Origin of the sequence: Natronococcus sp. (assembly GCF_047921035.1) — an archaeon.
In the GTDB taxonomy this organism is placed as follows: Archaea; Halobacteriota; Halobacteria; order Halobacteriales; family Natrialbaceae; genus Natronococcus.
Map to the genome: position 1 here is coordinate 1 of NZ_JBLRWX010000039.1, position 26,111 is coordinate 26,111.

At 65.8% G+C, this 26,111-nt stretch carries 23 protein-coding genes; 16 read left to right on the forward strand and 7 right to left on the reverse strand.

Annotation, left to right across the window (positions count from 1 at the left end):
- The 3 genes from ACNA7R_RS09880 to ACNA7R_RS09890 all read left to right on the forward strand — a co-directional run.
- On the forward strand, positions 1–482 hold a 482-nt coding region (locus ACNA7R_RS09880; protein WP_416283397.1), incomplete at its 5' end, for a P-II family nitrogen regulator.
- 123 nt (positions 483–605) lie between these two features.
- Positions 606–1,952: a glutamate-1-semialdehyde 2,1-aminomutase gene (gene hemL, locus ACNA7R_RS09885; protein ID WP_416283398.1), complete on the forward strand. Its 1,347-nt coding sequence runs from the start codon at positions 606–608 to the stop codon at positions 1,950–1,952.
- A 76-nt stretch (positions 1,953–2,028) separates the two neighbouring features.
- A complete protein-coding gene (locus ACNA7R_RS09890; protein WP_416283399.1) occupies positions 2,029–2,721 on the forward strand; it encodes a hypothetical protein in 693 nt (230 codons plus the stop codon).
- Positions 2,722–2,727: 6 nt separating this feature from the next.
- Here the strand turns inward: ACNA7R_RS09890 and ACNA7R_RS09895 are convergent, their stop codons facing one another.
- Entirely contained in the window at positions 2,728–3,093 is a 366-nt protein-coding gene (locus ACNA7R_RS09895; protein WP_416283400.1) for a group I truncated hemoglobin, read from the reverse strand.
- A gap of 188 nt (positions 3,094–3,281) precedes the next feature.
- On the opposite strand from ACNA7R_RS09895, the gene hemC reads away from it, so the two are divergent.
- The 5 genes from hemC (at position 3,282) to ACNA7R_RS09920 (ending at position 7,975) form a co-directional block, all read left to right on the forward strand.
- Positions 3,282–4,394 carry a hydroxymethylbilane synthase gene (gene hemC / locus ACNA7R_RS09900; protein ID WP_416283401.1) on the forward strand — a complete coding sequence of 371 codons (1,113 nt, stop codon included), beginning with the start codon at positions 3,282–3,284 and terminating at the stop codon, positions 4,392–4,394.
- Positions 4,395–5,201: a uroporphyrinogen-III C-methyltransferase gene (cobA, locus tag ACNA7R_RS09905; protein ID WP_416283402.1), complete on the forward strand. Its 807-nt coding sequence runs from the start codon at positions 4,395–4,397 to the stop codon at positions 5,199–5,201.
- Between the two features lie 4 nt (positions 5,202–5,205).
- A complete protein-coding gene (locus ACNA7R_RS09910; RefSeq protein ID WP_416283403.1) occupies positions 5,206–5,949 on the forward strand; it encodes a uroporphyrinogen-III synthase in 744 nt (247 codons plus the stop codon).
- A 112-nt stretch (positions 5,950–6,061) separates the two neighbouring features.
- The gene (locus ACNA7R_RS09915; RefSeq protein ID WP_416283404.1) at positions 6,062–6,412 is read left to right on the forward strand and encodes a hypothetical protein; all 351 of its coding nucleotides are present in this window, start codon (positions 6,062–6,064) and stop codon (positions 6,410–6,412) included.
- A 60-nt stretch (positions 6,413–6,472) separates the two neighbouring features.
- Positions 6,473–7,975: a DHH family phosphoesterase gene (locus tag ACNA7R_RS09920; protein WP_416283405.1), complete on the forward strand. Its 1,503-nt coding sequence runs from the start codon at positions 6,473–6,475 to the stop codon at positions 7,973–7,975.
- Here the strand turns inward: ACNA7R_RS09920 and ACNA7R_RS09925 are convergent.
- Together ACNA7R_RS09925 and ACNA7R_RS09930 are read right to left on the reverse strand one after the other, a co-directional pair.
- Positions 7,972–8,724 carry a PHP-associated domain-containing protein gene (locus ACNA7R_RS09925; protein WP_416283406.1) on the reverse strand — a complete coding sequence of 251 codons (753 nt, stop codon included), beginning with the start codon at positions 8,722–8,724 and terminating at the stop codon, positions 7,972–7,974. The genes ACNA7R_RS09920 and ACNA7R_RS09925 overlap by 4 nt on opposite strands.
- A 236-nt stretch (positions 8,725–8,960) precedes the next feature.
- Entirely contained in the window at positions 8,961–9,341 is a 381-nt protein-coding gene (locus ACNA7R_RS09930; RefSeq protein WP_416283407.1) for a hypothetical protein, read from the reverse strand.
- 162 nt (positions 9,342–9,503) lie between these two features.
- Here ACNA7R_RS09930 and ACNA7R_RS09935 point away from each other — a divergent pair, with 162 nt between their 5' ends.
- Together ACNA7R_RS09935 and ACNA7R_RS09940 are read left to right on the forward strand one after the other, a co-directional pair.
- Positions 9,504–9,821, forward strand: coding sequence for a DUF5783 family protein (locus ACNA7R_RS09935; RefSeq protein ID WP_416283408.1), 318 nt, complete (start codon positions 9,504–9,506; stop codon positions 9,819–9,821).
- A gap of 48 nt (positions 9,822–9,869) precedes the next feature.
- On the forward strand, positions 9,870–10,226 hold the full coding sequence (locus ACNA7R_RS09940; protein ID WP_416283409.1) for a NifU family protein: 357 nt from the start codon (positions 9,870–9,872) through the stop codon (positions 10,224–10,226).
- Positions 10,227–10,281: 55 nt separating this feature from the next.
- On the opposite strand, the gene ACNA7R_RS09945 is transcribed toward ACNA7R_RS09940, so the two are convergent.
- The 4 genes from ACNA7R_RS09945 to ACNA7R_RS09960 all read right to left on the reverse strand — a co-directional run bounded on the left by ACNA7R_RS09945 (position 10,282) and on the right by ACNA7R_RS09960 (position 19,143).
- Complete coding sequence (locus tag ACNA7R_RS09945) at positions 10,282–11,181, reverse strand: ketopantoate reductase family protein (protein ID WP_416283410.1); 900 nt, start codon at positions 11,179–11,181, stop codon at positions 10,282–10,284.
- Positions 11,182–11,220: 39 nt separating this feature from the next.
- Entirely contained in the window at positions 11,221–11,520 is a 300-nt protein-coding gene (locus ACNA7R_RS09950; protein ID WP_416283411.1) for a hypothetical protein, read from the reverse strand.
- Between the two features lie 263 nt (positions 11,521–11,783).
- Positions 11,784–13,319, reverse strand: a complete 1,536-nt coding sequence (locus ACNA7R_RS09955; RefSeq protein WP_416283412.1) for an alkaline phosphatase — start codon at positions 13,317–13,319, stop codon at positions 11,784–11,786.
- Between the two features lie 103 nt (positions 13,320–13,422).
- Positions 13,423–19,143 (reverse strand): DNA-directed DNA polymerase II large subunit, encoded by a 5,721-nt coding sequence (locus tag ACNA7R_RS09960; protein WP_416283413.1) that lies wholly within the window; start codon positions 19,141–19,143, stop codon positions 13,423–13,425.
- Between the two features lie 355 nt (positions 19,144–19,498).
- Between ACNA7R_RS09960 and ACNA7R_RS09965 the strand changes: the two genes are divergently transcribed.
- The 6 genes from ACNA7R_RS09965 (at position 19,499) to ACNA7R_RS09990 (ending at position 26,067) form a co-directional block, all read left to right on the forward strand.
- A complete protein-coding gene (locus ACNA7R_RS09965) occupies positions 19,499–21,184 on the forward strand; it encodes an ABC transporter substrate-binding protein (RefSeq protein WP_416283414.1) in 1,686 nt (561 codons plus the stop codon).
- A 96-nt stretch (positions 21,185–21,280) separates the two neighbouring features.
- The gene (locus ACNA7R_RS09970) at positions 21,281–22,279 is read left to right on the forward strand and encodes an ABC transporter permease (RefSeq protein ID WP_416283415.1); all 999 of its coding nucleotides are present in this window, start codon (positions 21,281–21,283) and stop codon (positions 22,277–22,279) included.
- Positions 22,280–22,281: 2 nt separating this feature from the next.
- Complete coding sequence (locus ACNA7R_RS09975) at positions 22,282–23,283, forward strand: ABC transporter permease (protein WP_416283416.1); 1,002 nt, start codon at positions 22,282–22,284, stop codon at positions 23,281–23,283.
- Between the two features lie 2 nt (positions 23,284–23,285).
- Positions 23,286–24,401 carry an ABC transporter ATP-binding protein gene (locus tag ACNA7R_RS09980; RefSeq protein ID WP_416283417.1) on the forward strand — a complete coding sequence of 372 codons (1,116 nt, stop codon included), beginning with the start codon at positions 23,286–23,288 and terminating at the stop codon, positions 24,399–24,401.
- Positions 24,394–25,731, forward strand: a complete 1,338-nt coding sequence (locus ACNA7R_RS09985) for an ABC transporter ATP-binding protein (protein WP_416283418.1) — start codon at positions 24,394–24,396, stop codon at positions 25,729–25,731. Before ACNA7R_RS09980 ends, ACNA7R_RS09985 begins: the two co-directional genes overlap by 8 nt.
- A gap of 180 nt (positions 25,732–25,911) precedes the next feature.
- Positions 25,912–26,067 carry a hypothetical protein gene (locus tag ACNA7R_RS09990; protein ID WP_416283419.1) on the forward strand — a complete coding sequence of 52 codons (156 nt, stop codon included), beginning with the start codon at positions 25,912–25,914 and terminating at the stop codon, positions 26,065–26,067.
- Positions 26,068–26,111 lie beyond the last annotated feature (44 nt).

Below are 26,111 nucleotides of genomic sequence, written 5' to 3' on the forward strand. Positions count from 1 at the left end.
ACGAGCGCAACGGGCTCGACGTCGCCGAACACGGCGTCGACACCTACCCCGAGTTCGGGAAGCCCGACATCGCCGCCGACGGAGGACGCACCCTCGGCGACGACGTCGTTCGCGCCGACGGCGGCGATCCGAACGACGGCGAGATCAAGATGGTCACCGCGATCGTTCGTCCCGACCGCCTCGGCGCGGTCAAGCAGTCGCTCGCCGAGGCCGGCGCGCCCTCGCTGACGGTCACGAACGTCTCGGGGCGGGGCTCACAGCCAGCCAAGAAGGGCCAGTGGCGCGGCGAGGAGTACACGGTCGACCTCCACCAGAAGGTCAAGATCGAGTGCGTCGTCGCCGACATTCCCGCCGAGACCGTCGTCGATGCGATCTGCGAGGGGGCGAACACCGGCGAGCCCGGCGACGGGAAGGTCTTCGTCACCCCCGTCGAGCGCGCCGTCCAGATCCGGACCGGCAAGACCGGGACCGACGCGGTCTGATCGGGTCGGAACGGGTACCGCAATTTTTGGTCGGCTCGAGGTCGCGAGCGCGTCGTCCCCTCGAGCGCAGCCCGACGAGCGAACCTCGGTACTACTTTGCCGTCCCGCTCGTAAGGCTCGCCCATGACCGACGATACCTCACGCGATCTGTACGACCGGGCGCTGTCGGTGATGCCCGGCGGCGTCAACTCGGCGGTTCGCGCGGCGATCGAACCCTACCCGTTCTTCGTCCAGAAGGGCGACGGCGGCCACGTCATCGACGCGGACGGCAACCGCTACATCGACTGGGTGATGGGGCTGGGCCCGCTGCTGCTGGGCCACGACCTGCCCGAACCCGTTCGAGCGGGCATCCAGCGAAACGCGAGCGAGGGGCCGATGTACGGCACCCCGACCGAGATCGAGGTCGACCTGGCGGAGTTCGTCGTTCGCCACGTCCCCAGCGTCGAGAAGATTCGCTTCGTCAACTCCGGCACCGAGGCGACGACCTCCGCGGTGCGACTGGCGCGGGGGTATACGGGTCGGAACAAGATCGTCGTCATGCAGGGCGGCTACCACGGCGCCCAGGAATCGACGCTGGTCGAGGGCGACGCCGACGATCCCGCCCCCTCCTCCGCGGGCGTTCCGCAGTCCTTCGCCGAACACACGCTTCCGGTACCGTTCAACGACGAGGACGCCGTTCGCGAGGTCTTCGAGGAACACGGCGACGACATCGCCGCGGTGATGACCGAACCCATCCTGGCGAACTACGGCGTCGTCTACCCCGAGGACGGCTACCACGAGTTCCTCCGCGAGATCACCGACGAGCACGGCTCGCTGCTGATCTTCGACGAGGTGATCACCGGCTTTCGGGTCGGCGGCTTGGGCTGTGCCCAGAGCGAGTTCGGCGTCACGCCCGACCTGACGACGTTCGGCAAGATCGTCGGCGGCGGCTTCCCCGTCGGCGCGCTCGGCGGCCGCGCCGAGGTCCTCGAGGACCTGGCGCCCTCGGGGCCGGTGTTCCAGGCGGGCACGTTCTCGGGCCACCCCGTCACGATGGCCGCGGGCCTCGAGACCCTGCAGTTTGCCGCCGAGAACGACGTCTACGGCCACGTCAACGGGCTCGGCGAGCAGTTGCGAAGCGGGCTGACGGAGATCCTCGCCGACCAGGCGCCGAGCTACACCGTCACCGGCACCGACAGCATGTTCAAGGTGATCTTCACCCGCGACGGACCGGGCGCGAACTCCCTCGAGGAGCAGTGCTCGAGCGGATGCCGACAGCGGCCGGCCTGTCCGCGCTACGACACCTGTCCGAAGAACGCGGCCGACGTCAAAAACGCCGAAACCGAGCGCTGGCGGCGGATCTTCTGGGGCCAGATGAAAGAGCGGGGCGTGTTCCTCTCGCAGAACCAGTTCGAGTGCCAGTTCGTCAGCTACGGCCACACCGAGGCGGACGTCGAGGAGACCCTCGAGGCGTACAAGGAGGCGCTGTAGTCGCGGCGCCGATGTCGGATCCCCGGAATCGGACGGTCGGACGAACGACGGCAGACTCGAGCACCGCGGACGGCTGATGGACCTCGAGTTGCCCTCGCCCTCGAGTGCCGCCGATCTCGACTGGGCCCGCGTCGCGGAGCGGCTGCTCTATCTGTTCCCGCCGGTGATCGGCGTCGGAGTCATCGGGGTGCTCCGGGAGGCCGACCTCGGGGTCCCGCTGCTCCAGCGGGGGCTGGTCCTGTTCGGGACGTTCGGCTACACCGTTCTGACGATCGGGCTGGCGGCGGCACTCTTTCTGGACGCCCGGCGAGTCCGTCGACAGCCGCTGGCGAGCGGCGAGTGGCGACCGAGCCCGTGGCTCAACGCTGCCTTCGCGCTGCTGTGGGCGCCGATCGCGGGCGTCGTCTACCTCTTTCGGCGCCACCGTCGGTTCGGGACGCCGCCGGGCTGGTCGGAGTGGTGGCTCGTCGTCGCGGTCTCGCTGGCGACGACGGTGATCGGACTCGTCGCGACGGTCGTCGCCGTCGTCCTCGCGTTTCCGGGACCGTTGCTGACCGTGATCGGCCTCTCCGGGGCGATCGCGTTCGGGACGTTCCCGATCGCGATCCACCAGGACGCGGCCTACGTCTCTACCCGGAGCAACGCCTGGCGGCCGAACCCCGGGCTTTACCTCGGCTTCGCCTTCCTGACCCTGTTCGTGGCGCCGCTACAGCCGGTCCTCGCCGGGTACTACCTCTTTCGGCGCCACCGAACCCTCGGAACGCCGTGATCGCGCTCAGTCCGACGCCGTGACGATCTCCGGCCGGTAGCTCGCGACCGCCTCCATGACGGCCCGGCGGTCCTCGTCGTCGACGTCGAACGACGCTAGCGTCTCGTCGAGGTGGGTCGCGATGGCGTCGAACTCCGTCGGCGTGATTCCCATTCCCTCGTGGGCCGCCTCCATCTCCGCGCCCGAGTACTCGACGGGTCCCCCCGTCACGGAGCTGATGAACTGGGTCTGGTGGGCCCGCTGTTTCTGCATGTCGACGTCCTCGAAGTAGTACGCGACTCGCTCGTCCTCGAGCACCCGATCGTAGAACTCGTCGACGACGGCGCCGATCGCATCCTGGCCGCCGAGTCGTTCGTACAGTGTCTCTGGCATCCCGCATAGGTTGCAACTTCTACCCAATAAACCCCTTCCCGAATATGTTACATCAGGAATAGTGGCTGAGAATAACAAGCACTCCGGAACCCTGCCGGTTCCGCGACACGGGCCGGAGCCGAGAACGGCCGGCTGCTGGGCGTCCGACAAGCGTGCGCTTTTCATACTTCAGGCGACGAGTACCGCCCATGAGAACGCGCGGGACGCTGCGACTGGCGACGCGGGGGTCGGACCTGGCCCGGCGACAGGCCGCCCTCGTGAAGGAGGCCCTCGAGGAGCGACGGTACGAGGTCGAACTCGTGACCGTCGAGACGAAAGGCGATCAGATACGTGACGAACTGATCCACCGGCTGGGGAAGACGGGGGCGTTCGTTCGCGAACTCGACGAGCGGGTCCTCGAGGGGGAGGTCGACGGCGCGATCCACTCGATGAAGGACATGCCGACCGACCAGCCCGACGAACTGGTGACGGCGGCAGTTCCCGAACGGGGACGGCCGGGTGACGTCCTCGTCACGCCCGACGGGGCGACCCTCGGGGAGCTGCCCGACGGGGCAACCGTCGGCACCTCGAGCCTGCGCCGTCGCGCACAGCTGCTGTCGGAACGTCCCGACCTAACGGTCGAACCGCTCCGGGGGAACGTCGACACGCGCCTCGAGAAGCTGCTCGCGCCCGCGCTGCAGGCTGAACACCAGGAGCGCAGCGAGGCTGACAAGGAACGGAAGGCCAATACCGGCGACGAGGACTTCGAACCCGAGTACGACCGCACCGTCGACGAGTGGTTCGACGACCTCTCGGAACTCGAGAAGGGGGCGCTGGGTCGGGAGGTCGAGACGGAGTACGACGCGATCGTGCTCGCCGAGGCCGGTCTCGAGCGCAGCGGGCTCGCCCACTCCGTCGACTACCGACAGCTGTCGCCGACGACGTTCGTTCCCGCGCCGGGACAGGGGGCCCTGGCCGTCACCGCGGTCGACGGCGAGACGGCAGACGATCTCCAGACGCTGCTCGACCATCCCCGGAGTCGCGTCGAGACGACCGTCGAGCGCACTGTGCTCGCGGAGCTGGGCGGAGGCTGTATCGCGCCGATCGGCGTCTACGCCGTCATCCAGGGCGAGTACGTCCGCGCCACGGTCACGGTCTTCGACCGCGACGGCGAGGAGTCCGTCGCGATGAGCCGGGATCTGCCCGTCGAGCACCACGCCGAGGCGGCCCGCGAGTTCGCCGCCGACCTCGCCGACCGAGGGGCCGCGGAGCTGATCGACGCCGCCCGCGAGGACGCCGAGCCCGCGCCGGAGGAAGAGTAAATGGTCGACGCCGTCGACCCGGAGCCCGGAACCGTCTACCTCGTCGGCAGCGGGCCGGGCGATCCGGAGCTGCTGACCGTGAAGGGGAAGCGACTGCTCGAGCGCGCGGACGTCATCCTCCACGACAGGCTGCCCGGCCCCGAGATCCTCGACGGCCTCGCTCCGGAACGCTGTGAGGACGTCGGCAAGCGGGCGGGCGGCGAGCGCACGCCCCAGTCAGAGATCAACGAGCGACTCGTCGAACTCGCCCGCGAGGGGAACTCCGTCGTCCGGCTGAAGGGCGGCGACTCGTTCGTCTTCGGGCGCGGCGGCGAGGAGGCCGAACACCTCGCGGACCACAGCGTCCCCTTCGAGGTCGTTCCCGGCGTCACCTCCGCGACCGCCGCGCCCGCCGTCGCCGGGATTCCGGTCACCCACCGCGACCACGCCTCCACGGTGTCGGTGGTCACGGGCCACGAGGACCCCACGAAGTCCGAGTCGGCCGTCGACTGGGAGGCCCTGGCAGCCGTCGGCGGCACCATCGTCGTGCTGATGGGCGTCAAGCGCCTCCCCGACTACACCGACGCGCTGCTCGAGGCCGGCATGGCCTCCGAAACGCCGGTCGCGCTCGTCGAGCGCGCCACCTGGTCGAACCAGCAGGTCGCGACGGGGACCCTCGAGACGATCGTCGACGCCCGCGACGAGGTCGGAATCAGGCCCCCCGCGGTGACCGTCATCGGCGAGGTCGCCGCGACCAGAGCGAACGTCCTCGAGTTCCTCACCAACGAGGCGGCGAGCGAGACCGTCGAGACGGACGGGGAGGTGTAACCGAATGCGAGACCTTTCGGTCGCGGTGTTCCGACCTGACGACGAACGGCTCGCCGACGCGGTCGAACTGATCGACTCGCTGGGCGCGACGCCGGTTCCGGACCCGATGCTGTCGATCGAAGCGACCGGCGCCGTGCCGCGGGAGGACGCCGACTACGTCGTCCTGACGAGCAAGACCGGCGCCGAACTCGTCGCCGACTCCGGCTGGGAACCCGGCGGCGCGACCGTCTGTGCGATCGGCCCGAAGACCGCCGACGCCGTCCGCGGGGCGGGTTACGAGGTCGACGTCGTTCCCGACGAGTACACCTCGAGCGGCCTGGTCGCCACCCTCGACGACCGGATCGACGGCGCCCGCGTCGAGGTCGCCCGCAGCGACCACGGCAGCCCCGTCCTACTCGACGGGTTCGAGGCCGCCGGCGCGTACGTCCACGAGACGATCCTCTACCGACTCGTCCGACCCGAGGGAAGCGGCGCGTCGGCCGAGCGGGCGGCCGACGGCGAACTCGACGCCGCCTGCTTTACCTCCTCGCTGACCGTCGAGCACTTCCTCGAGGCCGCCGCGGACCGGGGTCTGCTCGAGGCGGCCCTCGCGGGGCTCGAGGACGCCACCGTCGGCGTCATCGGCGAGCCGACACGGGAGACGGCCGCCGAGCGGGGAATCGACGTCGACGTGGTCGCGAGCGAGGCGACCTTCGACGCCGTAGCCTGCGAGACGGTCGAGGCCGCGGCGCCGACGTACCGCGACTGATCGAGCCCGCTCGAGAGAGCGGGACTGACTCTCCGAAAGGCCGTGCGAAGCCGTCTCAACTGGCCGTCGCAAGGATGGTCCATAATCTCTCCGAGCGACTAGGGCACCTCGAATGACGGTAGAACGATCTCGCAAGCTCGACCTCGATCCGCCGGGAACGGTCGGGCTCCGGGCCGCGTTTTTTGTCCTCTGGGGGATCGACATGGTCGCCGCCACGCTGTTCTTTCTCGTTCCGTACGCGACCGAACTCAATCCGGTTACCGTGCTGTTCTACGAACTGTTCGGGCTCCCGGGCGTCGCCGTCGCCGCGGTCTGTTACGCCGCGGTCGTGATCGCGATCGGACACCTCCTCTCGGACCCGATCGACCGCCGGTTCGTCGGCGGGATGGTCGCCGTCTACCTCGTCCTCGTGACGAACAACGTCGTTCTGTTGGTTTCGGGGAACTCCCCGATCGGCGCCTGACGGTTCGGCCGGGACCGGAGGTTTATCCCGTATGCCGACCCACAATCCAGCGATGAGCCGATGACCGGACCGGTTCCCGAACTCGACGACCGAGCGCTCGCGTGCGCACGACACCTCCGCGACTGCGAGCGGGTGCTGCTCGCCTCCCACATCGACGCCGACGGACTGACCAGCGCCGCGATCGCCGCGCAGGCGCTCGAGCGCGCGAGGATTCCCTTCGAAACCGTCTTCGAGAAACAGCTCGACGAGGCGGCGATCGCCGACATCGCCGCGACCGACTACGACACCGTGTTGTTCACGGACTTCGGCAGCGGCCAGCTCGATATCATCGGCGAGCACGAGGACGCGGGCGCGTTCACGCCGGTCATCGCCGACCACCACCAGCCCGCCGACCGCGACACCGAGTACCACCTCAACCCGCTGCTGTTCGGGATCGACGGCGCCTCGGAGCTGTCGGGTGCGGGGGCGAGCTACGTCCTCGCGCGGGCGCTCGCCGAACTCGCGAAGGAAGCCGACGACGGCGGACCGATCGCGGCGGCGGACGGCGGAACCGCGACCGCACGCGCCGACAACCGCGACCTCGCCGCCCTCGCGGTGGTCGGTGCCGTCGGCGACATGCAGGCCTCCGGGGGCGAACTCCACGGCGCCAACGAGGGGATCGTCGCCGAGGGCGTCGAGGCCGGCGTCCTCGAGACCGGGACCGATCTCGCCCTGTACGGCAAGCAGACCCGCCCGTTACCGAAGCTCCTCGAGTACGCGACCGACGTCCGCATCCCCGGGATCTCGAACGACCAGCGCGGGGCGCTCTCGTTTCTCGACGGACTCGACCTCGAGTTGAAGTCCGGGGGCGAGTGGCGCTGCTGGGCCGAGCTGACCAGGGAGGAACAGCAGACCGTCGCCAGCGCCCTCGTCAAGCGGGCCGTCGAGCGGGGCGTTCCCGCCCCGAAGATCGACCAGTTAGTCGGCACCAGCTACGTGCTCAGCGAGGAGCCGGTCGGCACGGAACTGCGGGACGCCAGCGAGTTCTCGACGCTGCTGAACGCGACCGCCCGCTACGAGCGAGCGGACGTCGGGCTCGGTGTCTGTCTGGGTGACCGGGAGGGAGCGCTCGAGCGCGCCCGCAAGCTCCTGCGCAACCACCGTCGGAACCTCTCGGAGGGGATCGACCTCGTCACCGAGGAGGGCGTCACGCACGAAGAGCACGTTCAGTGGTTCCACGCCGAGGATCGCATCCGCGAGACGATCGTCGGCATCGTCGCCGGGATGGCGATGGGCAACGACGGGGTCAGCCGATCGAAGCCGATCCTCGCGTTCGCCGAAAAGAGTGGAGACGGAGACGGCGGAGCCGAGACCGACGCCGAGGAGATCAAGGTCTCGGCCCGCGGCACCCACGGTCTCGTCCGGAAGGGGCTCGACCTCTCTGCCGTGATGGGGGAGGCCTCGCGGGCTGTCGGCGGCGACGGTGGAGGTCACGACGTCGCCGCCGGCGCGACGGTTCCGGCGGGAGCCGAGGCGGAGTTCGTGGAACGGGCCGACGAGATCGTCGGCGACCAGCTCGGTTAGGAGCGGTCCATAGAGGCCGGCACCGTCGGTACCAGCGGCGCACGCGAGGTCAGCAGGTACGTCGATTTCCGGACCGCTCCCTTCGCGTACTGGATCGTGCTCTTGTACACCGGCGTGCGCTTGCCCCGGATCTGGGTCCGTCCCTCGAGAATGGCGTCGATGAGGTCGTCGCCGTCGATCTCGGCTTTGGTCGGGTTCGCGGCGTCGGGCGTGACGAGAATCTCGGTGTAGGCGCGGCCGACGTTCGGCAGGTAGTGAGCGTCGCTGGCGCCGATCTCGGGGTACTCCCGTCGTCTGGCGAACGTCCGGGCGCGACGGTTGCGGTAGCCGGTAAACAGCATCGAGTTGTAGACCTCGATCGCGTCCGCATCCCTGATGTGGCGCTTGCGAACGCCGTGACGGCTGCGCTGGAACGGGTGTGGGACGATCGCGACGCCGCCGAGGTCGCGAACCGTCTCGACCGTCTCCATGAACGGCTGGCCCGGGTCGGGCCGCTCCTCGACGCCGATCGCCAGCAGGTGGCCGTGTCGGGTCGACACCTCGACGCCCGGGATCCCGACGAGACCGTACTCCGGCGCGATCTCGGCGGCCCGGAGCGACTCGCCGATCTCGTCGTGGTCGGTGATGACGACGCCGTCGAGCCCGATATCCGCCGCGTGCTCGAGAACGAGCTCGATCGGTTCGTGGCCGTCGTAGGAGTCGTCCGAGTGAACGTGAAAGTCGATGGCGAAAGGGATCTGAGCTGTCATGAGACCTCTCGAGTAGCGTCCGTTGTACACGGTAGTTCGGACGATCGCATAAGCGCTCCGCCACGGATCGTCGAGCGAATTCTATATCGTAACATGAGGTTTATACCGGCAATCGTCGGCGATCGGTACGGAGCGCGTACCGCCGGCGAACTCGCTTCTGACGCAGTAGAAAAGCCGACTGCCGTAGCCGAATGGAGTAAGCAGCCGTTACGAGGGACGGAATCGAGTCGGGTTCGTCACCGCGGTCCCTCCGGGACCGCATCGGCCAGCGAGACCTCGGCCAGAACGTTTCGAATCTCGAGCGGGTCGGTCCGGTTCTCGAGGCAGTCGTGGAGTCGGGACATACACTCGAGCAGTCCCTCGACGGCGGCCCGACGGGTCGACACCCGGCCGATGCACTCGGTGATCGCCCGGTCCTCGAGGGCGTACTGGTACTGGAGTTCCCAGCAGTGGCTCAGCCCGAGACCGGGATGGAACCCGTCGGCGGTCGTCCGGTCCGCGATGAGTTCGATCGGCGGCCGAGCGTGACGGTACGCGAGGTAGTCACGACAGCACTCGACCGGCCCCCACCCCGGCGGAAGCGCTTCCGGAGGGACGGGGTGTTGATCGGATGACATCGTAGCCCGCTATCCCGGTGAGAGGGATGTTGGTGCCGCTTGCGTACGCGTGTGCCGTATGTAGGAACCCCGTACCGTATCAGCGCTGCTACTAGTATCGTGCTAACTGGTGCCAAGCAGCCGATCGTCCGACTTTTGTCCTCGCTCGCGTTCGTAGACGGTATGGCAGAGTTCGACCCCGAGAAGTTCGAGGACAAGTACGCCAACTACTTCCCCGAACTCCAGCAGGCGTACAAGAACGCGTTCAACCGAATGAACGACCGCTACGACTCCGAACTGGTCCACGCGATCGACCAGCAGGTGTTGAACGAGAGCGAGCCGTTCTACGAAGGGGATGGGGAGTTCCGCGTCGAACTTCCCGACGACCCCTACGACCGGGTGACCGGCGTGTTAGTCGAGGAGGAACGCTTCGAGGAGGTCCTCGAGATCCACGTCGAGGAGATCGAGCGCGAACTCGAGCGGGTCTTCGAGTTCGACTGAACGGGAAGCGACGGAAGGTTTAGGGAGGTTCGCCCCCAACGGCGAGACATGAGCACCGAAACTCAGGACGGAGACGATCTCGAGGATCGCGTCTCGAACTTCCTGCGACGGAACTTCCCGCAGATCCAGATGCACGGCGGCTCGGCGGCGATTCAGGAACTCGATCGCGAGACCGGCGAGGTCACCATCGCGCTCGGCGGCGCCTGCAGCGGCTGCGGAATTTCGCCGATGACGATCCAGGCGATCAAGAGCCGAATGGTCAAGGAGATCCCCGAGATCGAGCAGGTCAACGCCCACACCGGCATGGACGGCGGCGACGACATGGGCGGCGGCATGAGCCCCTCCTTCCCCGGCGAAACCGTCGACGACGGCGAGGCCGACGAAGGGCCCGAAGCTCCGTTCTAAGGCGTCGTTTCCGATCCGTTCTCGTGTTTTCGCTCGATCCGAGAGCGACCGCGCTCTACCGCAGGCCGCGTCCCCGTTCCCACGCCCGAACGAGCGCCGCGAGCGTGCGGTTCGTCGGAACCTCGAGCCCGCGTTCGGACGCCCGCTCGAGGACGTAGCCGTTGATCGCGTCGATCTCGGTCCGACCGCCCCGCGTGACGTCCCGGTGCATCGAGGAGGTGTTGGCCGCCGTCTCCTCGGCGACTCGCTCCGTCGCCGCGAGGGCCTCGCGGTTCGAGAGCCCGACGCCTTCGGCGCGGGCGAGGCGGGCCGTCTCGCGAGTCGCTTCTCGAGCGAGGTCCGCGGCGGACTCCTCGAGAACCGCCCCGTTTTCCGTCGCCGTCAGCGCCGTCACCGGGTTGATTGCGGCGTTGACCGCGAGCTTCTCCCACAGTCGACGGGGCATCGACTCCGAGACCGTGGTCTCGAGCCCCGCCGACCGGAAGGCCTCGCCGACCCGGTCGGCGACTTCGGATCCGCCCCCGCGGCGGTCGCCGAGGACGATCTCGCCGACGCCCGTACACTCGACGACGCCCGGCTCCCGCAGGATCGCCCCGTAGGAGGCCGTCCCGGCGAGTACGGGCTCGCCCAGCGCGTCGGCGAGTATCGTCTCGTTTCCCATCCCGTTCTGCAGAGAGAGGGCGGCGTCGAACGACCCCGACGCGAGCGTTTCGGCAGCCCGTGAGGTGTCGTAGGATTTCACCGTCACGACCGCGAGGTCGGCCGCCAGTCCAGTTCCGTCGATCGTCGCCCGCGGCGCGACCGCGTCCTCGAGGGCGCCCTCGAGGACGAGTCCCCGCTCCCGAACGGCAGCGACGTGGTCCTCGCGACCGACAAGGGTTACTTCGTGTTTGCGCGCGAGGGCGGCACCGACGAGGCTCCCGAGGCTGCCGGCGCCGAAGATGACGATCTCCATCGCTCGAGGGTGGTTTCGGAGCGGTGAAAACGGTTGTCGTTAGTCCTCGGTCCAGTAGTAGAGGTCCTCTCGATCGGCGCCACAGGACGGACAGCGCTCGGGAAGTTCGGAGTCGAGTCGTCCCATCTCGCCACACTCCCAGCAGCGCCACATCAGCTCCGCCTCGCCGAAGTTCTTCCCCGAACGGACGTGTTCGACGCTCATCGCCTCGAACCCCTCTCGGATCGTGACGTAGAACCCGTCCTCGTCGAACCCGCGGATGCGCCCGACCTGGGTTCCATCCTCGGTGTAGATCCTCGTTCCGAACCCGAGACGAGTAGTGTCGTCGTTTTCGGCCATGCGGTCTCCGACGCGCTCGAGCGTCATAAAGGGAATACGGTCTTCGGACGACCTGAACGTACCGTTCGCGGGAACGTTCACGTGCGTCGCAGAACGACTGCCAGTTCAGTCATAAATCACTAAACGCGATACCAATTCCGGCCTGAACCCGATCAAGTCGGACGAGGGAAAAGCGACTACCGAACGACAACGGCGGAGGCTCCGGCTTCGGGGCGCCGAAAATCGTGGTTTCTCGGTGAGGCGCTCGAGTCGGGCGCGACTCGTCACTTGACGCCCAGCGCGTCGGCCATCACGTCGGCGATGTCGGTGTTGTCCCGCGCTCGGTCGAAGAACTCCGCGTTCGGCCCATCGGCGTACAGTGGAACGTCGACACCCGTGTGGCCGTGGGAGGTGAAGTCGATCAGCATCTGTCGGTTGAGCATGTCTCGAAGCGCGGGAACCTCGGCGTACAGCGGTCCCAGATCGATCGCCCGGTAGATGTCGGCGTCGGAGTGATTTCGGTCGACGTCCTCGAGTTCGATCCCGGCGACCTCCGACATGACCGTCTGGAGGTCCGCGACGTCCTCGACGTCTTCGTCGATCGCCGGCACGATCCCCTCGGTGACGCTCGCCTGGAGCGCGTCGATCATCTCGTAGTCGACGTTGTAGATCCCGTCGCGACCGAGCGAGAAGCCGCCACACTCGTGGTCGGCGGTCGTGACGACGGTGGTCGGTGCCGTCGCGTCGTCCCGCGCGAAGTCCAGACAGGCGCCGACGGCCCGGTCGCCCTCGAGCTGTTCGTCGAGGATCGCCGGGTCGTTCTTGTGGCCGCAGTGGTCGACCCGTCCCGCCTCGACCATGACGAAAAAGCCCTCGTCGTTCCCGGAAAGCAACTCGAGCGCTTTGTTCGTCATCTCGACTAGTCCGGGTTGCGTCGACCCCGACTGGCGGTCGAGGTAGTAGTCGAGATGGCTGTCGTCCTCGGTGAACAGCCCGAGGACGGGCATCTGATCCACGTCGGCGAGCTCGTCGGCGGTCTCGACGATCCGATAGCCGTTCTCTTCTGCGGCACCCAGCAGGTCCCGCCCGTCGTCGCGCTGGTCGGGGTCGAAGTGGGCCTTTCCGCCGCCAAGGAGGACGTCGACGTCTGCCTCGTCGATGTACTGCTCGGCGATCTCGTCCTCCATCGATCGGTGGGGAACGTGGGCGGCGAACGCCGCCGGCGTCGCGTGGGTGATCCGGGTGGTCGTCACCAGCCCGGTCGCAAGCCCCGCGTCGCGGGCCGCCTCGAGGATCGTCTCGACGGGGACGAACTCGCCGTCCTCGTTTCTGATGCCGCCGATCGCGCCGTTGTACGTCTTGACCCCGGCACCCATCCCGGTGGCCGAAGCGGCGCAGTCGATCGCACCCGGACTCGTCGCCCCGGCCGCCGAGTCGATGACGACCTCGTTGGGATCGTCGGGGAAGACGGTCATCGTCCCGTGGGCCTCGTGGCGGTCCATGTGCAGCGACGTCTCGGACGGATCGGCGTTCAGCGGGAACTGCTCCGGGTCCTCCTGGTAGGCTTTGAGGTAGCGGGCGCCCGTGACCTGGGTCGGCCCCATCCCGTCGTGGATGAAGGTGATCGCATTTCGACACTCCTCCGTTCGGCCCGCGTCGCTCTCCTCGTCGGCGTCGTCGGCCGCCGCTCGACCGGAGAGGGCAGCGCCCCCGGTGAGCGCGCCGACCCCCTTGATGAACGATCGCCGCTCGGTCGCGACCGACGGAAGCGCGTCCGGATTCGGTGCGATGCTACCGCCACAGCAGTTATCGTGACTCATAGCTGGGCGTCAACACACCTCATTATTTGATTTCTGCCTTCTGAGTAATGGTAAGGATAAGATCCGTCCGGACGGAGATCGGCGGGCGAACGACGACGCGAGGTTACATGAAGTCCTCTATTCCCGATTGCTTGTTCTTGTCGTTCTCGAAGATGCTCTCGAGCGATTTCTCGAGCACCTCGAGGCGCTGTTTCGTGTAGTCCCGGCAGTCGTACTCGTCGGCGACCTGGATCGCGGTCTGCATGTACTTGTTGACCGATCCCTGGTGAACGGTAAGGTTGACGCGGCCGCCACACTCCCGGCAGTCCCCGGTCAGGGGCATCCGACGGAACTTCTCGCCGCAGTCCAGACAGCGGGTCTCCTGACGCGAGAAGGCCCGCAGGTTCCCGATCAGGTCCGGCAGGAAGTGGTACTCGATCACCCGCTCGGCGACGTCGGTCTCGTCGACGGCCCGGAGCTTCCGCGAGAGCTCGAGCTGGGCGTCCATCTTCTCCATCATCGACCCCAGCGTCTTGTACGCCGACAGATCCGGCCCCATCGCGATGTCGGTGACGTCGTGGGTGTGTTCGAACCCGGTGTACTCGCCGTCGGTACCGAGGGTATCCTCGCCCAACTGGATGTCGACCTCGCCGGGGTCAGCCTGCTCGAGGGTCGCGAGGTAGAACTCGCGGGGGTACTGCGAGACGATGTCCATGTTGTGGGCCTCGTCGTCGATTTCGGAGGGATCGATCCTCGAGGACATGACCAAAGGCGCGTCCATCGAGTTGTGTGCGTAGAGCCAGTTCGCTGTGAAGATCGGATTACCGCCGACCTGCAGATCGTAGAGATAGCCGTCGTACTCGATGCGTTCGATATCAGTAATCCGGAGATACGAGAGGTCACCGTCGACCAACGGCCGGATTTCCTCGAGTTTCGTCTCGGCTTCGTTCGGAAGGCCGCGATGATCGAGTTCGTCGATGATCTCCTCGAGTTTCTCGAGCGAGATATTGTCGCGTCGCTTCAGATACTTCGGAATCAGCTGTTTGATCCCCTCGATCTCCATCTCACGGATTCCCATCAGTTCGTCGGGAATGGAGACGACGAGACTTTTCGGCTGGTACGGTTCGTTCCCGTCGAGAATTTGCTCGAGCGGATTGCGGGACGCACCCCCGGAAACGGAGACCGTATAGATCGGTTGTCGTGACGAATCTCGCTCGCGACGCGAGACGTTCGCGACGAGTCCGAGGCGGTGACAACAGAAGACGACCCCGTCTTTGACGTTCTCACTCGTCGTGTGGAATCCGATCGACGTGTAGTTGTCGTCGCTGGATTCGGAGCCATCGCCAGCGATGAATCCGCGCAAGAAGGCGAGGACGACGTCGCGTTCGGCTCGGAGGATACGGTCGGGAACGATCTTTTCGCTCGAGTTGTACGAATCGCAGTCCTCGAAACCGAGCTCGTGCAACACGTCGAAGAAGACGGCCGGAAATGCGACCTCGTAGGCCTGGTTCGACCAGCGAACGCTTGGCTCGCAACCGAGCACGGACTCGGTCGTCTCGACGACTCGATCGACGAGTTTCTCGTCCGCGTTGTGGATCGCCGGCCGCGTTCCCGAAAGCGATCCTTCCGCGACGAACATCCCGAGTAGCCACGCGAAGTTCTCGTCGATGTCGATATGGCGATCGATGCAGTCCGACGATCCCTTCCAGCCGATCGAACAGTCAGCAGGGAGATCGGCATCGTCGTGTTCGGATTCGATTTCTTCGAGCGTTTCCCGACAGACTTTCTTCTTTGAGAGCCGATACGAGAGGCCGCCGTCGAAGGCAACGCGCGTATCACCGCCGCGTTCCGCGTCGTTCCAGACTTCGGTCAGCCACTCCTCGTGCTCGGTATCGAGTAACACGTACGGATCGTCGACGCATTCGAGCGTGTCGATCGTCGTTTCGATCGGTTCTACGTCGAGATTTTGTGGTGCAACAATAAGGTCTCCTTTCTCGAGGTCGGAACCGGCGACTTCCTCGATCCCGTCGTCGTACCGGAAGAGGCTGTGATCGGTCGTGATCTCGAGTTCGCGTCCGAACTGCGTGGAGATCCGTAGTAGCTCCTCGTCGTCATCGGCCTCGTACCGGATCGCCTTCTCGATCGGCTTCGGTGCCGCCTCGTGCTCGCCGTCGAACGCGTAGGTTGTCCATCCCTCGAGCGCGGCGGTCTTCTTCTGGAACTTGCCGTCGATCTCGATCGGGACATCGAGTTCGTCCCAGAACTCGTCGAAGGTCATGAACCGCAGGTTGCCTTCGGGATCGAACGCGATCAGTCGTGAGTCCTCCGCGACGCTGCCGCCGCGCTTGTCCGGGAGATACGACCGGGAGAAATTCAGGAGTCCGTCCATAAGCAACATTACGCAGTCCTCGTCCCCGTCGCATTGCGCCGTGTGCAGTCCGTTCGCCACGAGCGTGTTCGTGTCCGAAACCGTGAGACAGTAGGTGTACTCGACATCGGATGGGACGATTTCGACTCGTTCTACTACATCAACCTCCGGACGGCCACCGTCTGTGATACCCGCTGCTCGCGCACTCGCGTTCGCTCCGCTCGTCGAGTTAGCGCCTGCCGGTGTCGGAATCTCGTCGCCGGCCTCGAGTTCGCTCGCAGGGATCCGATCGAGACCGTCGTCCCAGACGACCATCGTGTGGTCTGGGGTTACAGTCAGCGACCGCCCATTACGAGTTTCGACGCAGATCAGGTGATCAGGCGCGGGGTGTTTCGAAACGGCCTCGACCGATCGGGTTACGTGATGTCCGTCATCGTCGATCGACGGAACGGTGACGGATCCGTCGAGGTTCTGGATCAGCGTCCCGAAGTCGTCTTTACGAGGATCGGTCAGTCGTGATTCGACGAACGTCGCTATCGCTTCTTCACGAGCGGTTCCCGACTCGTCTTCGTAGCGGATCGTTGTCTCGGGGTGGAAGCAGTTTCGCCGCTTTGCCGCGTGGAAATACGGATGTGCGTATCCGACCGCCGCGCTCGTGAAACCGATCACTCTCCCGACAGTTGCGGCGCTCGTGTGCGGCGCCATCCCGAACACCAGCTCGCCGACGAGGTCCTGGCGATCCTCGAACTCGTAGAACCGCTCGAGCCCGTAGTACTGCTCGAGCAGGTCGTCGATGAAGTCGGCGGTCTGCATCATGTGCTCGGCGGCGCCATCGGAGAGGACGATATCCTGCACTTTCAGCTCGACGAGTTGGTCCTCATGCACGAGGGGGTCGCCGCGGACGTCCTCCTCGTAGCCCAGCGCCTGGAGCTGGCCGACGTCGACGTCGAGTTCGCTGGCCCGTACCGAGGTGACGGGCAGGTCGGTCATGTCGTAGCGGACGGTGCCGTCCTTGAACGACGAGACGTCGTGTTTCGCGCGCAACACGCCCTTCTCGATCGGTTCGGGGACCTTCGTCGTCGACGTGAGTCCCTTCACGCCCTTGAGGATCTCGAAGGCGTTCTCGCGCTCGCCGACCGACTCGAGGGCGTCGCGGTACTCCTCGTTGAGGTCGACTTCGCGGCGCTCGACGCAGGTGGCCTCGACCTCGCAGCGCCCGCATTCGACGCGACCGGCTTCGTCGGGTTCGATCTGCGTGTCACAGTCGGGACAGCGGTAGTCGGGCGTCGTCCGCTCGTTGCAGTCCGGACAGCGGTTCTCGAACGTCTCCGTCCCGCAGTTTTCACAGCGCTGACGACCGATCTCGAGTTCGACGACGCCGGGGGTATCGGACATCGTCTCGGCGTGTTTGGCCGCGTCCGCGACGTTGCGCTGGGCGCCGCCGGCCTCGCCGATCGGGAACAGGGTGTGGACCGGCGGACTCAGATCCCGGCGCTCCGATTTCTCGGGCCGACCCATCCGGTTGCCGACCCGGGTCGGCGCGCGCTCTCGCACCTCGAAGGGTGCGACCTCGTTGACCGCCTCGATGGCGTTGTCGCCCTCGTCGTCGTGGCCCCACGTTCGGGCGCGTTCGGAGAGGTCGTCGTCGCTCCAGGTGCGCTCGAGTTCGACGGTCGGCTGCCGATCCCGAGCGTCCGGATCTGCCGCTGCGCCGTCCGCGACCGTCTCCCTGGGTTCGCAGCCCACAGTGTGAGCGAACGGCCGCCAGTCGTCGATCTCGATCCGGTCCTCGTCGGGACGCTGGCGGTGTTCGACGATGATCGCCTCGAGGGCCTCGCGGACGGCCTCGTCGTGTGCGAGGACGAGCGTTCCGTCGCCGCCGTCGGCGCGCTCGACCCGCCCGTTCGAGACCACGTCGGCGAGGGTGCACAACGCCTCGACGGAGAGGTCGTGCCAGAGGTAGGTGTACTGGGGATGAAGCGGGGCGTCGTAGGTCGTGGCCCACTCGAGGGCCCGGTCGGCGTCGGGGTTCTCGAGATCGATCCGGGGATCGTCCTCGAGGGCCTGGACGTCCGCGCCCGCGGCCTCGAGGTCCTGGATCCACCACTCGAAGACGTACGATGCGGGTGAGAGCGGGTGGTTGTTCTCGACGAACTCGCCGTAGTTGACCAGGTACTCGCCGGCGTCGAGGATCCGCTCGACGCCGTTTCTGATCTCGAGGGCCTCCTGGGGGTCGTCGATCCGGCGGACGTCGCCGTTGGCCAGCTTGACCGTCGGACCGTCGATCGTATCGACGGGGACGATCCCGTGGGCCTTCCCCGGCCGCTCGGTCTTGATCTGGGTCCCCGTCGCGAGGAAATCGTCGAGGAGGTGCATCGTCGCGGGGTGAATCCCGCCGGTCGCGAAGCCGTGATTGCGCGCGCGGCCGTAGCGGAGCCGAAAGCCGCCCGCGGCGCTGGGATGGGAGAAGACGGGGCGGCCGGCGATCAGATCCCGCAGGAACTTCTTCGAGGGCTCCGCCCGAACTGGGCCGTCGGGTTCGGCGGGCCCGGTGTCGTCCCCGGCCTCGTCGCTCTCGTCGGTCTCCCCGTCCGCATCGGCGTCCTCGTCGTCTTCTTCCGCGTCGCCCGCGTCGTCGGCGTAGTTACCGTCGATGAGGTCCTGGAGCCAGGGCCAGTCGATCTCGTCGAGGCTCGAGGTGTATCGTTGAATCTTCGGGGCCTTCAGCGCGATCCCCTCGGCCAGGACGAGACACATCCCCCCGCGGGCGTTGTTGGTGTCGACGCGCTCCAGATCCCGGAACCCGGAGACCTCCTCGTCGCCGGTAGCCTCCCCGTCGAGCATGATCGGGAGGTGTTTGGCGATGAACTTCGTCTCCTTGTCCTTGGGGGTGTACTGCAGGCCGGTCTCCTTGTCGTAGAGGCCGATCTCCTCGGCGTAGCGCTCGACCTCCTCCTGGCGCGCGTCGTACTGTTCGATCCCGACGAGCGCGCGCGTGTAGTCGGCGACGAGGACGGAGAGGGCCTGGGCGGTTCCGCCCGCGGAACGGATCGGGCCGGCGTAGTAAACGTTGACGAACTCGGTGCCGTCGTCGTTATCGAGCAGTTCGACCTTGTCGATCCCCTCGATGGGCGCGGCGACGACCCCCTCGGTGAGCAGGGCCACGGCGGTTCGGACCGCCCCCTCGACCTTCCCGGCTCTCGTCTCGTAGTCGCCGACCCGTCCCTCGGCGAAGTCCTCCGCGAGCACCAGCGCGGCCTCCTCGCGGCTCATCTCGCCCTCGAGTTCCCGTACTCGCTCGGCGACGCCGTCGATGCCGAGGATGTTCTCGACGCGGTCGGCCATGTCCTTGGCCACGGGAATCTCGACTTCGGGTTCGGGGTCCGCGCCGCGCTCTTTGGCTCGCTCGGCGACGTCGAACGCCTCGTCTAACTGGGACTCGAGTCGCTCGAAGTAGCGTTCGTCTTCCTCGCGCATCTCAGAGCCAGTGGTCGAGGGCGGTCGTCTCGTCTTCCTCGCGCTCGAGGGCGGCGACGCGTTCCGCTCCGGTCTCGACGGCTCGATAGGTCATACGACACTACTGTGACGGCCGGAAGAAAAAGCGCACCGGTCACGGCCGAATCAATCGGTGTCGAACGCGGCTCGTTCGCTCGGAGGACGAGATCGGTCCACCAGCGACGCCACACATATAAAATTATAGATTATTATGTATGTATGAACGAATCGAGTGTTCACAAATGTCCTATAGTGTACAAATACGGATTCGGAGGTGGTGCTCCTCCATTGTAAACCAAAACATATATAATTTGCTGCTGCGGCCATTACTGTGAGAATGGTAAACAATCAGCAGGTATGGACCCGACGGCACGTGCTCGCCTCGGGTGCCGCGGTCTCCGCCGCGGCCGTTGCAGGGTGCATCGGTGGGAACGGCGACGACGACGACGGGAACGGGAACGGGAACGGCGACGACGATGTCGCCGACATCAGCGAGTATCAACACGACGGCGAGGAGCCCGACGACACGGATCGGAGCGACTCGCTGGAGTTCCTCCAGCCGGCCGATCGCGACGAGGACTTCGACCCCGTCGTCACGTTCGACTCCTACAGTATGCAGGTCGTCAACCTCGTATTCGACGGCCTCTACGAGTGGGACGACGGCCTCGGGCTCGAGCCGAAGATCGCCGACGGGATGCCCGAAGAAGAGGACGACGGCGAGACGTACTTCATCGACATCCAGGACGGCATCGAGTTCCACAACGGCGACGAACTCACCGCCAGCGACGTCGCCCACTCCTTTATGGCGCCGGTCGAGGAGGAGACCCAGAACGCGGCGACCTACGCGATGATCGAATCCGCGGAAGCGATCGACGACCATTCGCTCGAGGTCAACCTCGAACACCCCTACGGTCCGTTCACGCTGGCGACAATCGCGGTTCCGGTCGTCCCGGAAGACGTTCGAACCGAGGACACCGACGCGTTCAACACGGATCCGATCGGTTCGGGCCCCTTCCAGTTCGCGGACTTCCAGGAAGGGGAGTACGTCGAACTCGAGCGCTGGGACGACTACTGGGACGACCCCCAGCCGTACATCCAGAACATCCGGTTCGAGGCGACTCCCGACGACGCGAACCGCGTCGCACAGATCCTCGCCGGCGACACCGACGTCATCGACACCGTGCCCGCGACGGAGTGGGACGAAGTCGACGGCGCGGACGGCGTCCGGATCCACGGCTCGCGCAGTCCGTCGTACATGTACCTGGCGTTCAACTGCAACGAGGGCGAGACGACCGATCCCGACGTGCGCCGTGCGGTCGGTCACTCGTTCTCCATGCAGGAGTTCGTCAACGAGCGCCTCGGCCCCGCGGCCGACGCGCTCTCGAGCCCCATCCCGCAGATCACCAACGAGGAAGGTGACTGGGAGTTCCCCGTCGACGAGTGGCAGGATCAGATGCCCGAGTACGATCCCGACCAGGCCCAGGAGCTACTCGAGGAAGCCGGCGTCCCCGACGACTGGGAGCCGCGCATCATCGCGCCCGAGGGTGGGCCCCGCGAGGCGCTGGCCGAGCGGATCGGCTCACGGCTCAGCGAGATCGGCTACGGCGCGGACGTACAGGGGATGTCGTTCGCAACACTCGTCGACACGTACAACACCGGCAACGTCGACGACTACGAGATGTACCTGCTGGGCTGGACCGGCGGCCCCGACCCCGACGTCTACTACTACAACCTGTTCCACGAGAGCCAGGCCGGCATCGGCCAGGGTCACTTCTACGAAGGTCAGGGCGAGTTCCACGACAACATCCTGAACGCCCGCGAGAGCGCCGACCAGGAGGAACGACGCGAGCTGTACATCGACGTTACCGAGGAGATCATCGAGTACATGCCGGTGCTGCCGGCCTACTCCGAACACAACACGATGGCGGCCCGCGAAGAGGTCAAGGACCTCCACGCACACCCGGCGGTGAGCTACAACCCGCGTATCGTCTCCGACTACCAGAACACCTGGATCGACGAATAGCGTCGCCAGGCACCGGGTTCGGTTCCTCGACGCGCAACCGATTCCACACGAAAGGAATTAAATAATCAGAAGAAGAATCCGACTACAGCCCAATATATGGGACTCCTTCGCTACACGACCTATCGATTCATCCAAGCAATTCCGGTCCTGATTGGCGTCTCTATCCTTACGTTCGTTCTCGCTAACCTGACCCCCGGCGATCCGGTCAGGCTCATGCTACAGGGACAAGAAGTCGATCAGGAGACGATCGAGCGGATCGAGGCACAGTACGGGCTCGACCAACCGATACACGAGCGGTATCTCAACTACATGGGCGGCCTCGTGCAGGGAGATATGGGCCACAGCTTCCACCGAAACGCGTCCGTCGCGGAGCTGATCACCAATCGGATCGGCCCGACCCTGCTGCTCGTGCTCTCGGCGTACGTGTTCGCACTCGCCACGTCGATTCCCCTCGGTATTATCGCTGCCAAGCGACGCAACGACCCCTTCGATCACGTCTCGCGCATCGTTGCGCTGTTCGGCGTGAGCACGCCGTCGTTCTGGATCGGAATCATGCTGATTCTGATCTTTGCAGTTCAGCTCGGCTGGCTGCCCTCCAGCGGCCTCGTCTATCCGTGGTGGTCGCCGGAGACGTACGGGCACAGCGGCTACGGGGAGCACTTCTATCAAGTGATACGTCATCTGCTGTTACCGATGATCGCACTCGGAACGCTCCAGATGGCGACCCTGATGCGGGTCGAGCGCACCCAGATGATCGAGTCTCTGCAGGGAGAGTACGTCAAGCTCGCTCGAGCCTACGGAGTCCCCGAACGGACGATCATGCGAAAACACGCGTTCCAGGTCGCTCAGTTGCCGATAATTACGATCGTCGGGCTCAACCTCTCGACGGCGCTGGGTGGCTCCGTCCTCATCGAGTTCGTCTTCGATATCAACGGGCTCGGACGACTGTTCTACGAAGCGATCGTGCAACTCGACTATCAACTTATTATGGGAATCACGATGATCATCGCGACGATGTTCGTTATCGGTGTCGTTATCACCGACATCGCGTACGCGTACATCGACCCACGCGTCACGTACGGGGAGAGTGAATAATCATGGCAGTAGGCGAATCACAGGTTGACAGCGGCTCCGAGCCGGCCGAAAAAGAAGTCGAGCCCGACACCGGCTGGCGAAACACCGCCAGGAAAGTAAAACGCGACACGACCGCCCGCTGGGGGATGTACGTTATCGGGTTCGTACTCGCCATCACGGCCTACACGCTCGTCGACGGCAACCTCTCCCGGCTCACGTTCGGCGCGATGTCGGACTTTACCTTCGCCGAGGCGCTCCCGTTCTTCGAACACCCCGAACGGCTGCCGGCACCGGGCGAGGCCGAGACGAACATGCCACCGGCGTTCCACGTCGACGGCTCGCTCTCGCACCCGCTGGGTACCGATCCGAACGGTCGAGACTACTTCACCCGGATCGTCTACGGGGCCCAGGTGTCGGTCACCGTCGGCATCGCGGCGACGTTTCTCGGACTGGTCGGCGGCACGACCGTCGGGGCCGTCGCCGGCTACTACGGCGGCTGGGTCGACGACGCGTTGATGCGCGCCATCGAGACGGTGTACGCGATCCCACCGCTGATCCTCATCATCGTCTTTACCGTCTTCGTCAGCGGCGGCAGCCCCGACGTCCGGTTCGCGATCGTCGGCGTCGGACTCGCGTTCGTCCCGGTGTTCGCCCGGATCATCCGCAGCGAGGTGTTGTCCGTCCGCGAGATGGACTACATCGAAGCCGCGCGTGCGGCCGGAGTAAAGGACCGAAACATTATCCTCCGGCACATCATCCCGAACAGCTTCGCGCCAGTGCTGGTCTACGCGAGCCTGCAGATCGGCGTCACGATCCTCATCGTCGCCGGTCTCTCGTTCCTCGGCTTCGGCGCACAACCCCCGACGCCGGACTGGGGCGAGATGCTCAACACCTCTCACGGGTACATGCACTCGAACGTCTGGCTGTCGATCTGGCCGGGACTGGCGATCATGATCACGATTATGGGATTCAACCTCTTCGGGGACGGCCTCCAGGACGCTCTCGACCCACGGCTCGAGGATTAACAATGAGTTCCGAACCACTACTTCGCGTCGAAAATCTCAAAACGCAGTTCTTTACGAACGCTGGTACAGTACGCGCAGTCGACGGGATTTCCTTCGAAGTTCACGAGGGGGAAATCGTCGGCCTCGTCGGAGAGAGCGGCGCCGGGAAGAGCGTCGCCTCGATGAGCCTGCTGCGGCTCGTCGAACACCCCGGCGAGATCGTCGGCGGCGAGATCACCTACAAGGGCGAGACGATCTTCGGCCTCGAGGAGGGCCCCGACGGCGAACTCCGCGAGCACGAGGACATGCTCTCGAACAAGGCGGTACGCGACCGGATCCGTGGCAACGAGATCGCCGTGATCTTCCAGGATCCGATGGAGTCGCTCAACCCCGTTTTCACTATCGGGGGACAGATCCGGGAGTTCATCGAACTCAACCGCGACCTCTCCGGAACGGAGGCGAAGGAAGAGGCGATACGGATGCTCCGGGAGGTCGGCATCCCCGATCCCGAGGAGCGCTACGAGGAGTACCCCCACCAGTTCTCGGGCGGGATGCGCCAGCGGGTGCTGATCGCGATGGCGCTGGCCTGCGAGCCGAGTCTCATCATCGCCGACGAGCCGACGACGGCGCTGGACGTCACCGTCGAGGGCCAGATCATCGACCTCGTCGACGACCTCCAGGAGAAGTACGACACGAGCTTCGTCTGGGTGACTCACGACATGGGCGTCGTCGCCGAGATCTGCGACCGGGTCAACGTCATGTACCTCGGCGAGATCATCGAGCAGGCGCCGGTGGACGAACTGTTCTACGACACCAAACACCCCTACACGCAGGCGCTGTTAAAATCGATGCCCCGGCCCGACCGCACGGTCGAGGAGCTCGAGCCCATCGAGGGCGTGATGCCCGAAGCGATCTCGCCGCCGTCGGGCTGTCGGTTCCATCCGCGCTGTCCCGACGCCAGGGAGGTCTGCCAGCGCGTCCACCCCGAGACCAAGGAGGTCGCCCGGGCCGACGGCCATCCCCACAACGCGGCCTGCGTCAAACACGACGTCTTCGACGTCGGCTACGACGAGAGCCCGCCACTCGAGAAAGAACCGCGGCTGACCGCCGACGCGCCGGGAGGTGAGGGCGGTGAGTAGTCCGGCCGACGCGGGGTCGGCAAACGAGCCCGGCACCGGCGAGCCGCTGGTCCGGGTTCGAAATCTCAAGAAGTACTTCAACCAGGATTCGGGCCTCCTGAGCGGGATCTCGTTCGACTCGAGCCAGTTCCCGCCGATCGACGTCGGCCGGCAGCGGGTCAAGGCCGTCGACGACGTCGACTTCGAGATCCGACGGGGCGAGACCCTGGGTCTCGTCGGGGAGTCCGGCTGCGGGAAGAGTACCCTCGGTCGGACGCTGTTGCGGCTACTCAAGCCGACCGAGGGGACGATCGACTTCAAGGGCGAGGACTTGGCCGAATTAAGCGGCGAGGAGCTCCGGCAGAAGCGCTCGGAGATCCAGATGATCTTCCAGGACCCCCAGGCCTCGCTCGATCCGCGGATGAAGGTCGGAAAGATCGTCGAGGAGCCCATGCGGGCCCACGGAATGTTGGACGGCGAGGGCCGCGAGCAGCGGGCGAAGGAACTGCTCGAGAAGGTCGGACTGGATCCCCACCACTACAACCGCTATCCCCACGCCTTTTCCGGCGGCCAGCGCCAGCGGGTTAACCTCGCGCGGGCGCTGTCGGTCGATCCGGAGTTCATCGTCTGCGATGAACCGGTGTCGGCGCTGGACGTCTCGATCCAGGCCCAGGTCCTGAATACGATGGAGGAACTCCAGGAGGAGTTCGGGCTAACCTACCTCTTCATCGCCCACGACCTCTCGGTGATCCGCCACATATCCGATCGCGTCGCCGTAATGTACCTGGGCAACATCGTCGAACTCGCCGACAAGGAGGAGCTGTTCGAGAATCCCCAACACCCCTACACGAAGGCGCTGCTCGACTCGATTCCCGTCCCCGATCCGCGGGAGCGGGACGCCCGGGGCGTCCTCGAGGGCGAGGTGCCGAGTCCGATAAACCCACCGTCGGGCTGTCGGTTCCGCACCCGGTGTCCGCGCCTGATCGCCCCCGACGAGTACGAGTGGACCGACGAGGAGTGGGCCCACACCCGGGCGTTCATGCGGTCGGTCAAGCGCCGAACGTTCGAGCCGATGCCGGCCGACGCGCTCCGACGGGAGTTCTTCGGCGGTGACCTCCCCCGCGGCGAGGCCGGCGAAATCGTCGCGGAGGCGATCGACCTCGTCGCGACCGACCCCGACACGGAGCCCGAGGACGTCGCCGACGACCACGACGACTGGAAGGCGGCCCGCGAACTCCTGCTCGAGTCGTTCGCTCGCGAGAGCATCTGTGCGACCGAGCGACCGGCCTACGAGGTCGAACCGGAGTACGGGACGGACGCCCACTTCGCGGCCTGTCACCTCCACCGCTGATCGCGCTCGACGATTTCGCTTCTCGGAGACGCGTTCCGATCCGTGAGCCGTGAGCCGGCGGCTCGATCGTTTCGCTCGCCGCCGTTTGATAGGGTGAGACGTATCCCGTGGGAACTAGTATACAGCACAATCTTTGGTGGTATAAAGTCTTAAGCGGTCGGCGCCATTATTAACTCGTGAATGAGTAAGATTATGTCCATCCTGACGACGACCGCGGTGTTCGGTGCAAAGGCGCGACGAGCGATCGACAACTCGCCGGAGTTCACCGGCGTTCAGACGAGCGACGACGGCCGACCCGAGACGCAGGCTCCGGCCGGCGGCATGCTCACCGGGTAGTCGGCGATCGCACTCGAGCGGGATCGACGGACGATCGACGGAAC

Bases quoted from the DNA above. Each gene is read 5' to 3' on its own strand.
- ACNA7R_RS09965 (WP_416283414.1), top strand. From the start codon at position 19,499: ATGGTAAACAATCAGCAGGTATGGACCCGACGGCACGTGCTCGCCTCG.
- ACNA7R_RS09925 (WP_416283406.1), bottom strand. From the start codon at position 8,724: ATGACAGCTCAGATCCCTTTCGCCATCGACTTTCACGTTCACTCGGAC.
- ACNA7R_RS09920 (WP_416283405.1), top strand. From the start codon at position 6,473: ATGACCGGACCGGTTCCCGAACTCGACGACCGAGCGCTCGCGTGCGCA.
- ACNA7R_RS09935 (WP_416283408.1), top strand. From the start codon at position 9,504: ATGGCAGAGTTCGACCCCGAGAAGTTCGAGGACAAGTACGCCAACTAC.
- ACNA7R_RS09970 (WP_416283415.1), top strand. From the start codon at position 21,281: ATGGGACTCCTTCGCTACACGACCTATCGATTCATCCAAGCAATTCCG.
- ACNA7R_RS09930 (WP_416283407.1), bottom strand. From the start codon at position 9,341: ATGTCATCCGATCAACACCCCGTCCCTCCGGAAGCGCTTCCGCCGGGG.
- ACNA7R_RS09960 (WP_416283413.1), bottom strand. From the start codon at position 19,143: ATGCGCGAGGAAGACGAACGCTACTTCGAGCGACTCGAGTCCCAGTTA.
- cobA (WP_416283402.1), top strand. From the start codon at position 4,395: ATGGTCGACGCCGTCGACCCGGAGCCCGGAACCGTCTACCTCGTCGGC.
- ACNA7R_RS09955 (WP_416283412.1), bottom strand. From the start codon at position 13,319: ATGAGTCACGATAACTGCTGTGGCGGTAGCATCGCACCGAATCCGGAC.
- ACNA7R_RS09915 (WP_416283404.1), top strand. From the start codon at position 6,062: ATGACGGTAGAACGATCTCGCAAGCTCGACCTCGATCCGCCGGGAACG.
- ACNA7R_RS09890 (WP_416283399.1), top strand. From the start codon at position 2,029: ATGGACCTCGAGTTGCCCTCGCCCTCGAGTGCCGCCGATCTCGACTGG.
- ACNA7R_RS09940 (WP_416283409.1), top strand. From the start codon at position 9,870: ATGAGCACCGAAACTCAGGACGGAGACGATCTCGAGGATCGCGTCTCG.
- ACNA7R_RS09980 (WP_416283417.1), top strand. From the start codon at position 23,286: ATGAGTTCCGAACCACTACTTCGCGTCGAAAATCTCAAAACGCAGTTC.
- ACNA7R_RS09950 (WP_416283411.1), bottom strand. From the start codon at position 11,520: ATGGCCGAAAACGACGACACTACTCGTCTCGGGTTCGGAACGAGGATC.
- ACNA7R_RS09990 (WP_416283419.1), top strand. From the start codon at position 25,912: ATGAGTAAGATTATGTCCATCCTGACGACGACCGCGGTGTTCGGTGCA.
- ACNA7R_RS09945 (WP_416283410.1), bottom strand. From the start codon at position 11,181: ATGGAGATCGTCATCTTCGGCGCCGGCAGCCTCGGGAGCCTCGTCGGT.
- hemC (WP_416283401.1), top strand. From the start codon at position 3,282: ATGAGAACGCGCGGGACGCTGCGACTGGCGACGCGGGGGTCGGACCTG.
- ACNA7R_RS09910 (WP_416283403.1), top strand. From the start codon at position 5,206: ATGCGAGACCTTTCGGTCGCGGTGTTCCGACCTGACGACGAACGGCTC.
- hemL (WP_416283398.1), top strand. From the start codon at position 606: ATGACCGACGATACCTCACGCGATCTGTACGACCGGGCGCTGTCGGTG.
- ACNA7R_RS09975 (WP_416283416.1), top strand. From the start codon at position 22,282: ATGGCAGTAGGCGAATCACAGGTTGACAGCGGCTCCGAGCCGGCCGAA.
- ACNA7R_RS09895 (WP_416283400.1), bottom strand. From the start codon at position 3,093: ATGCCAGAGACACTGTACGAACGACTCGGCGGCCAGGATGCGATCGGC.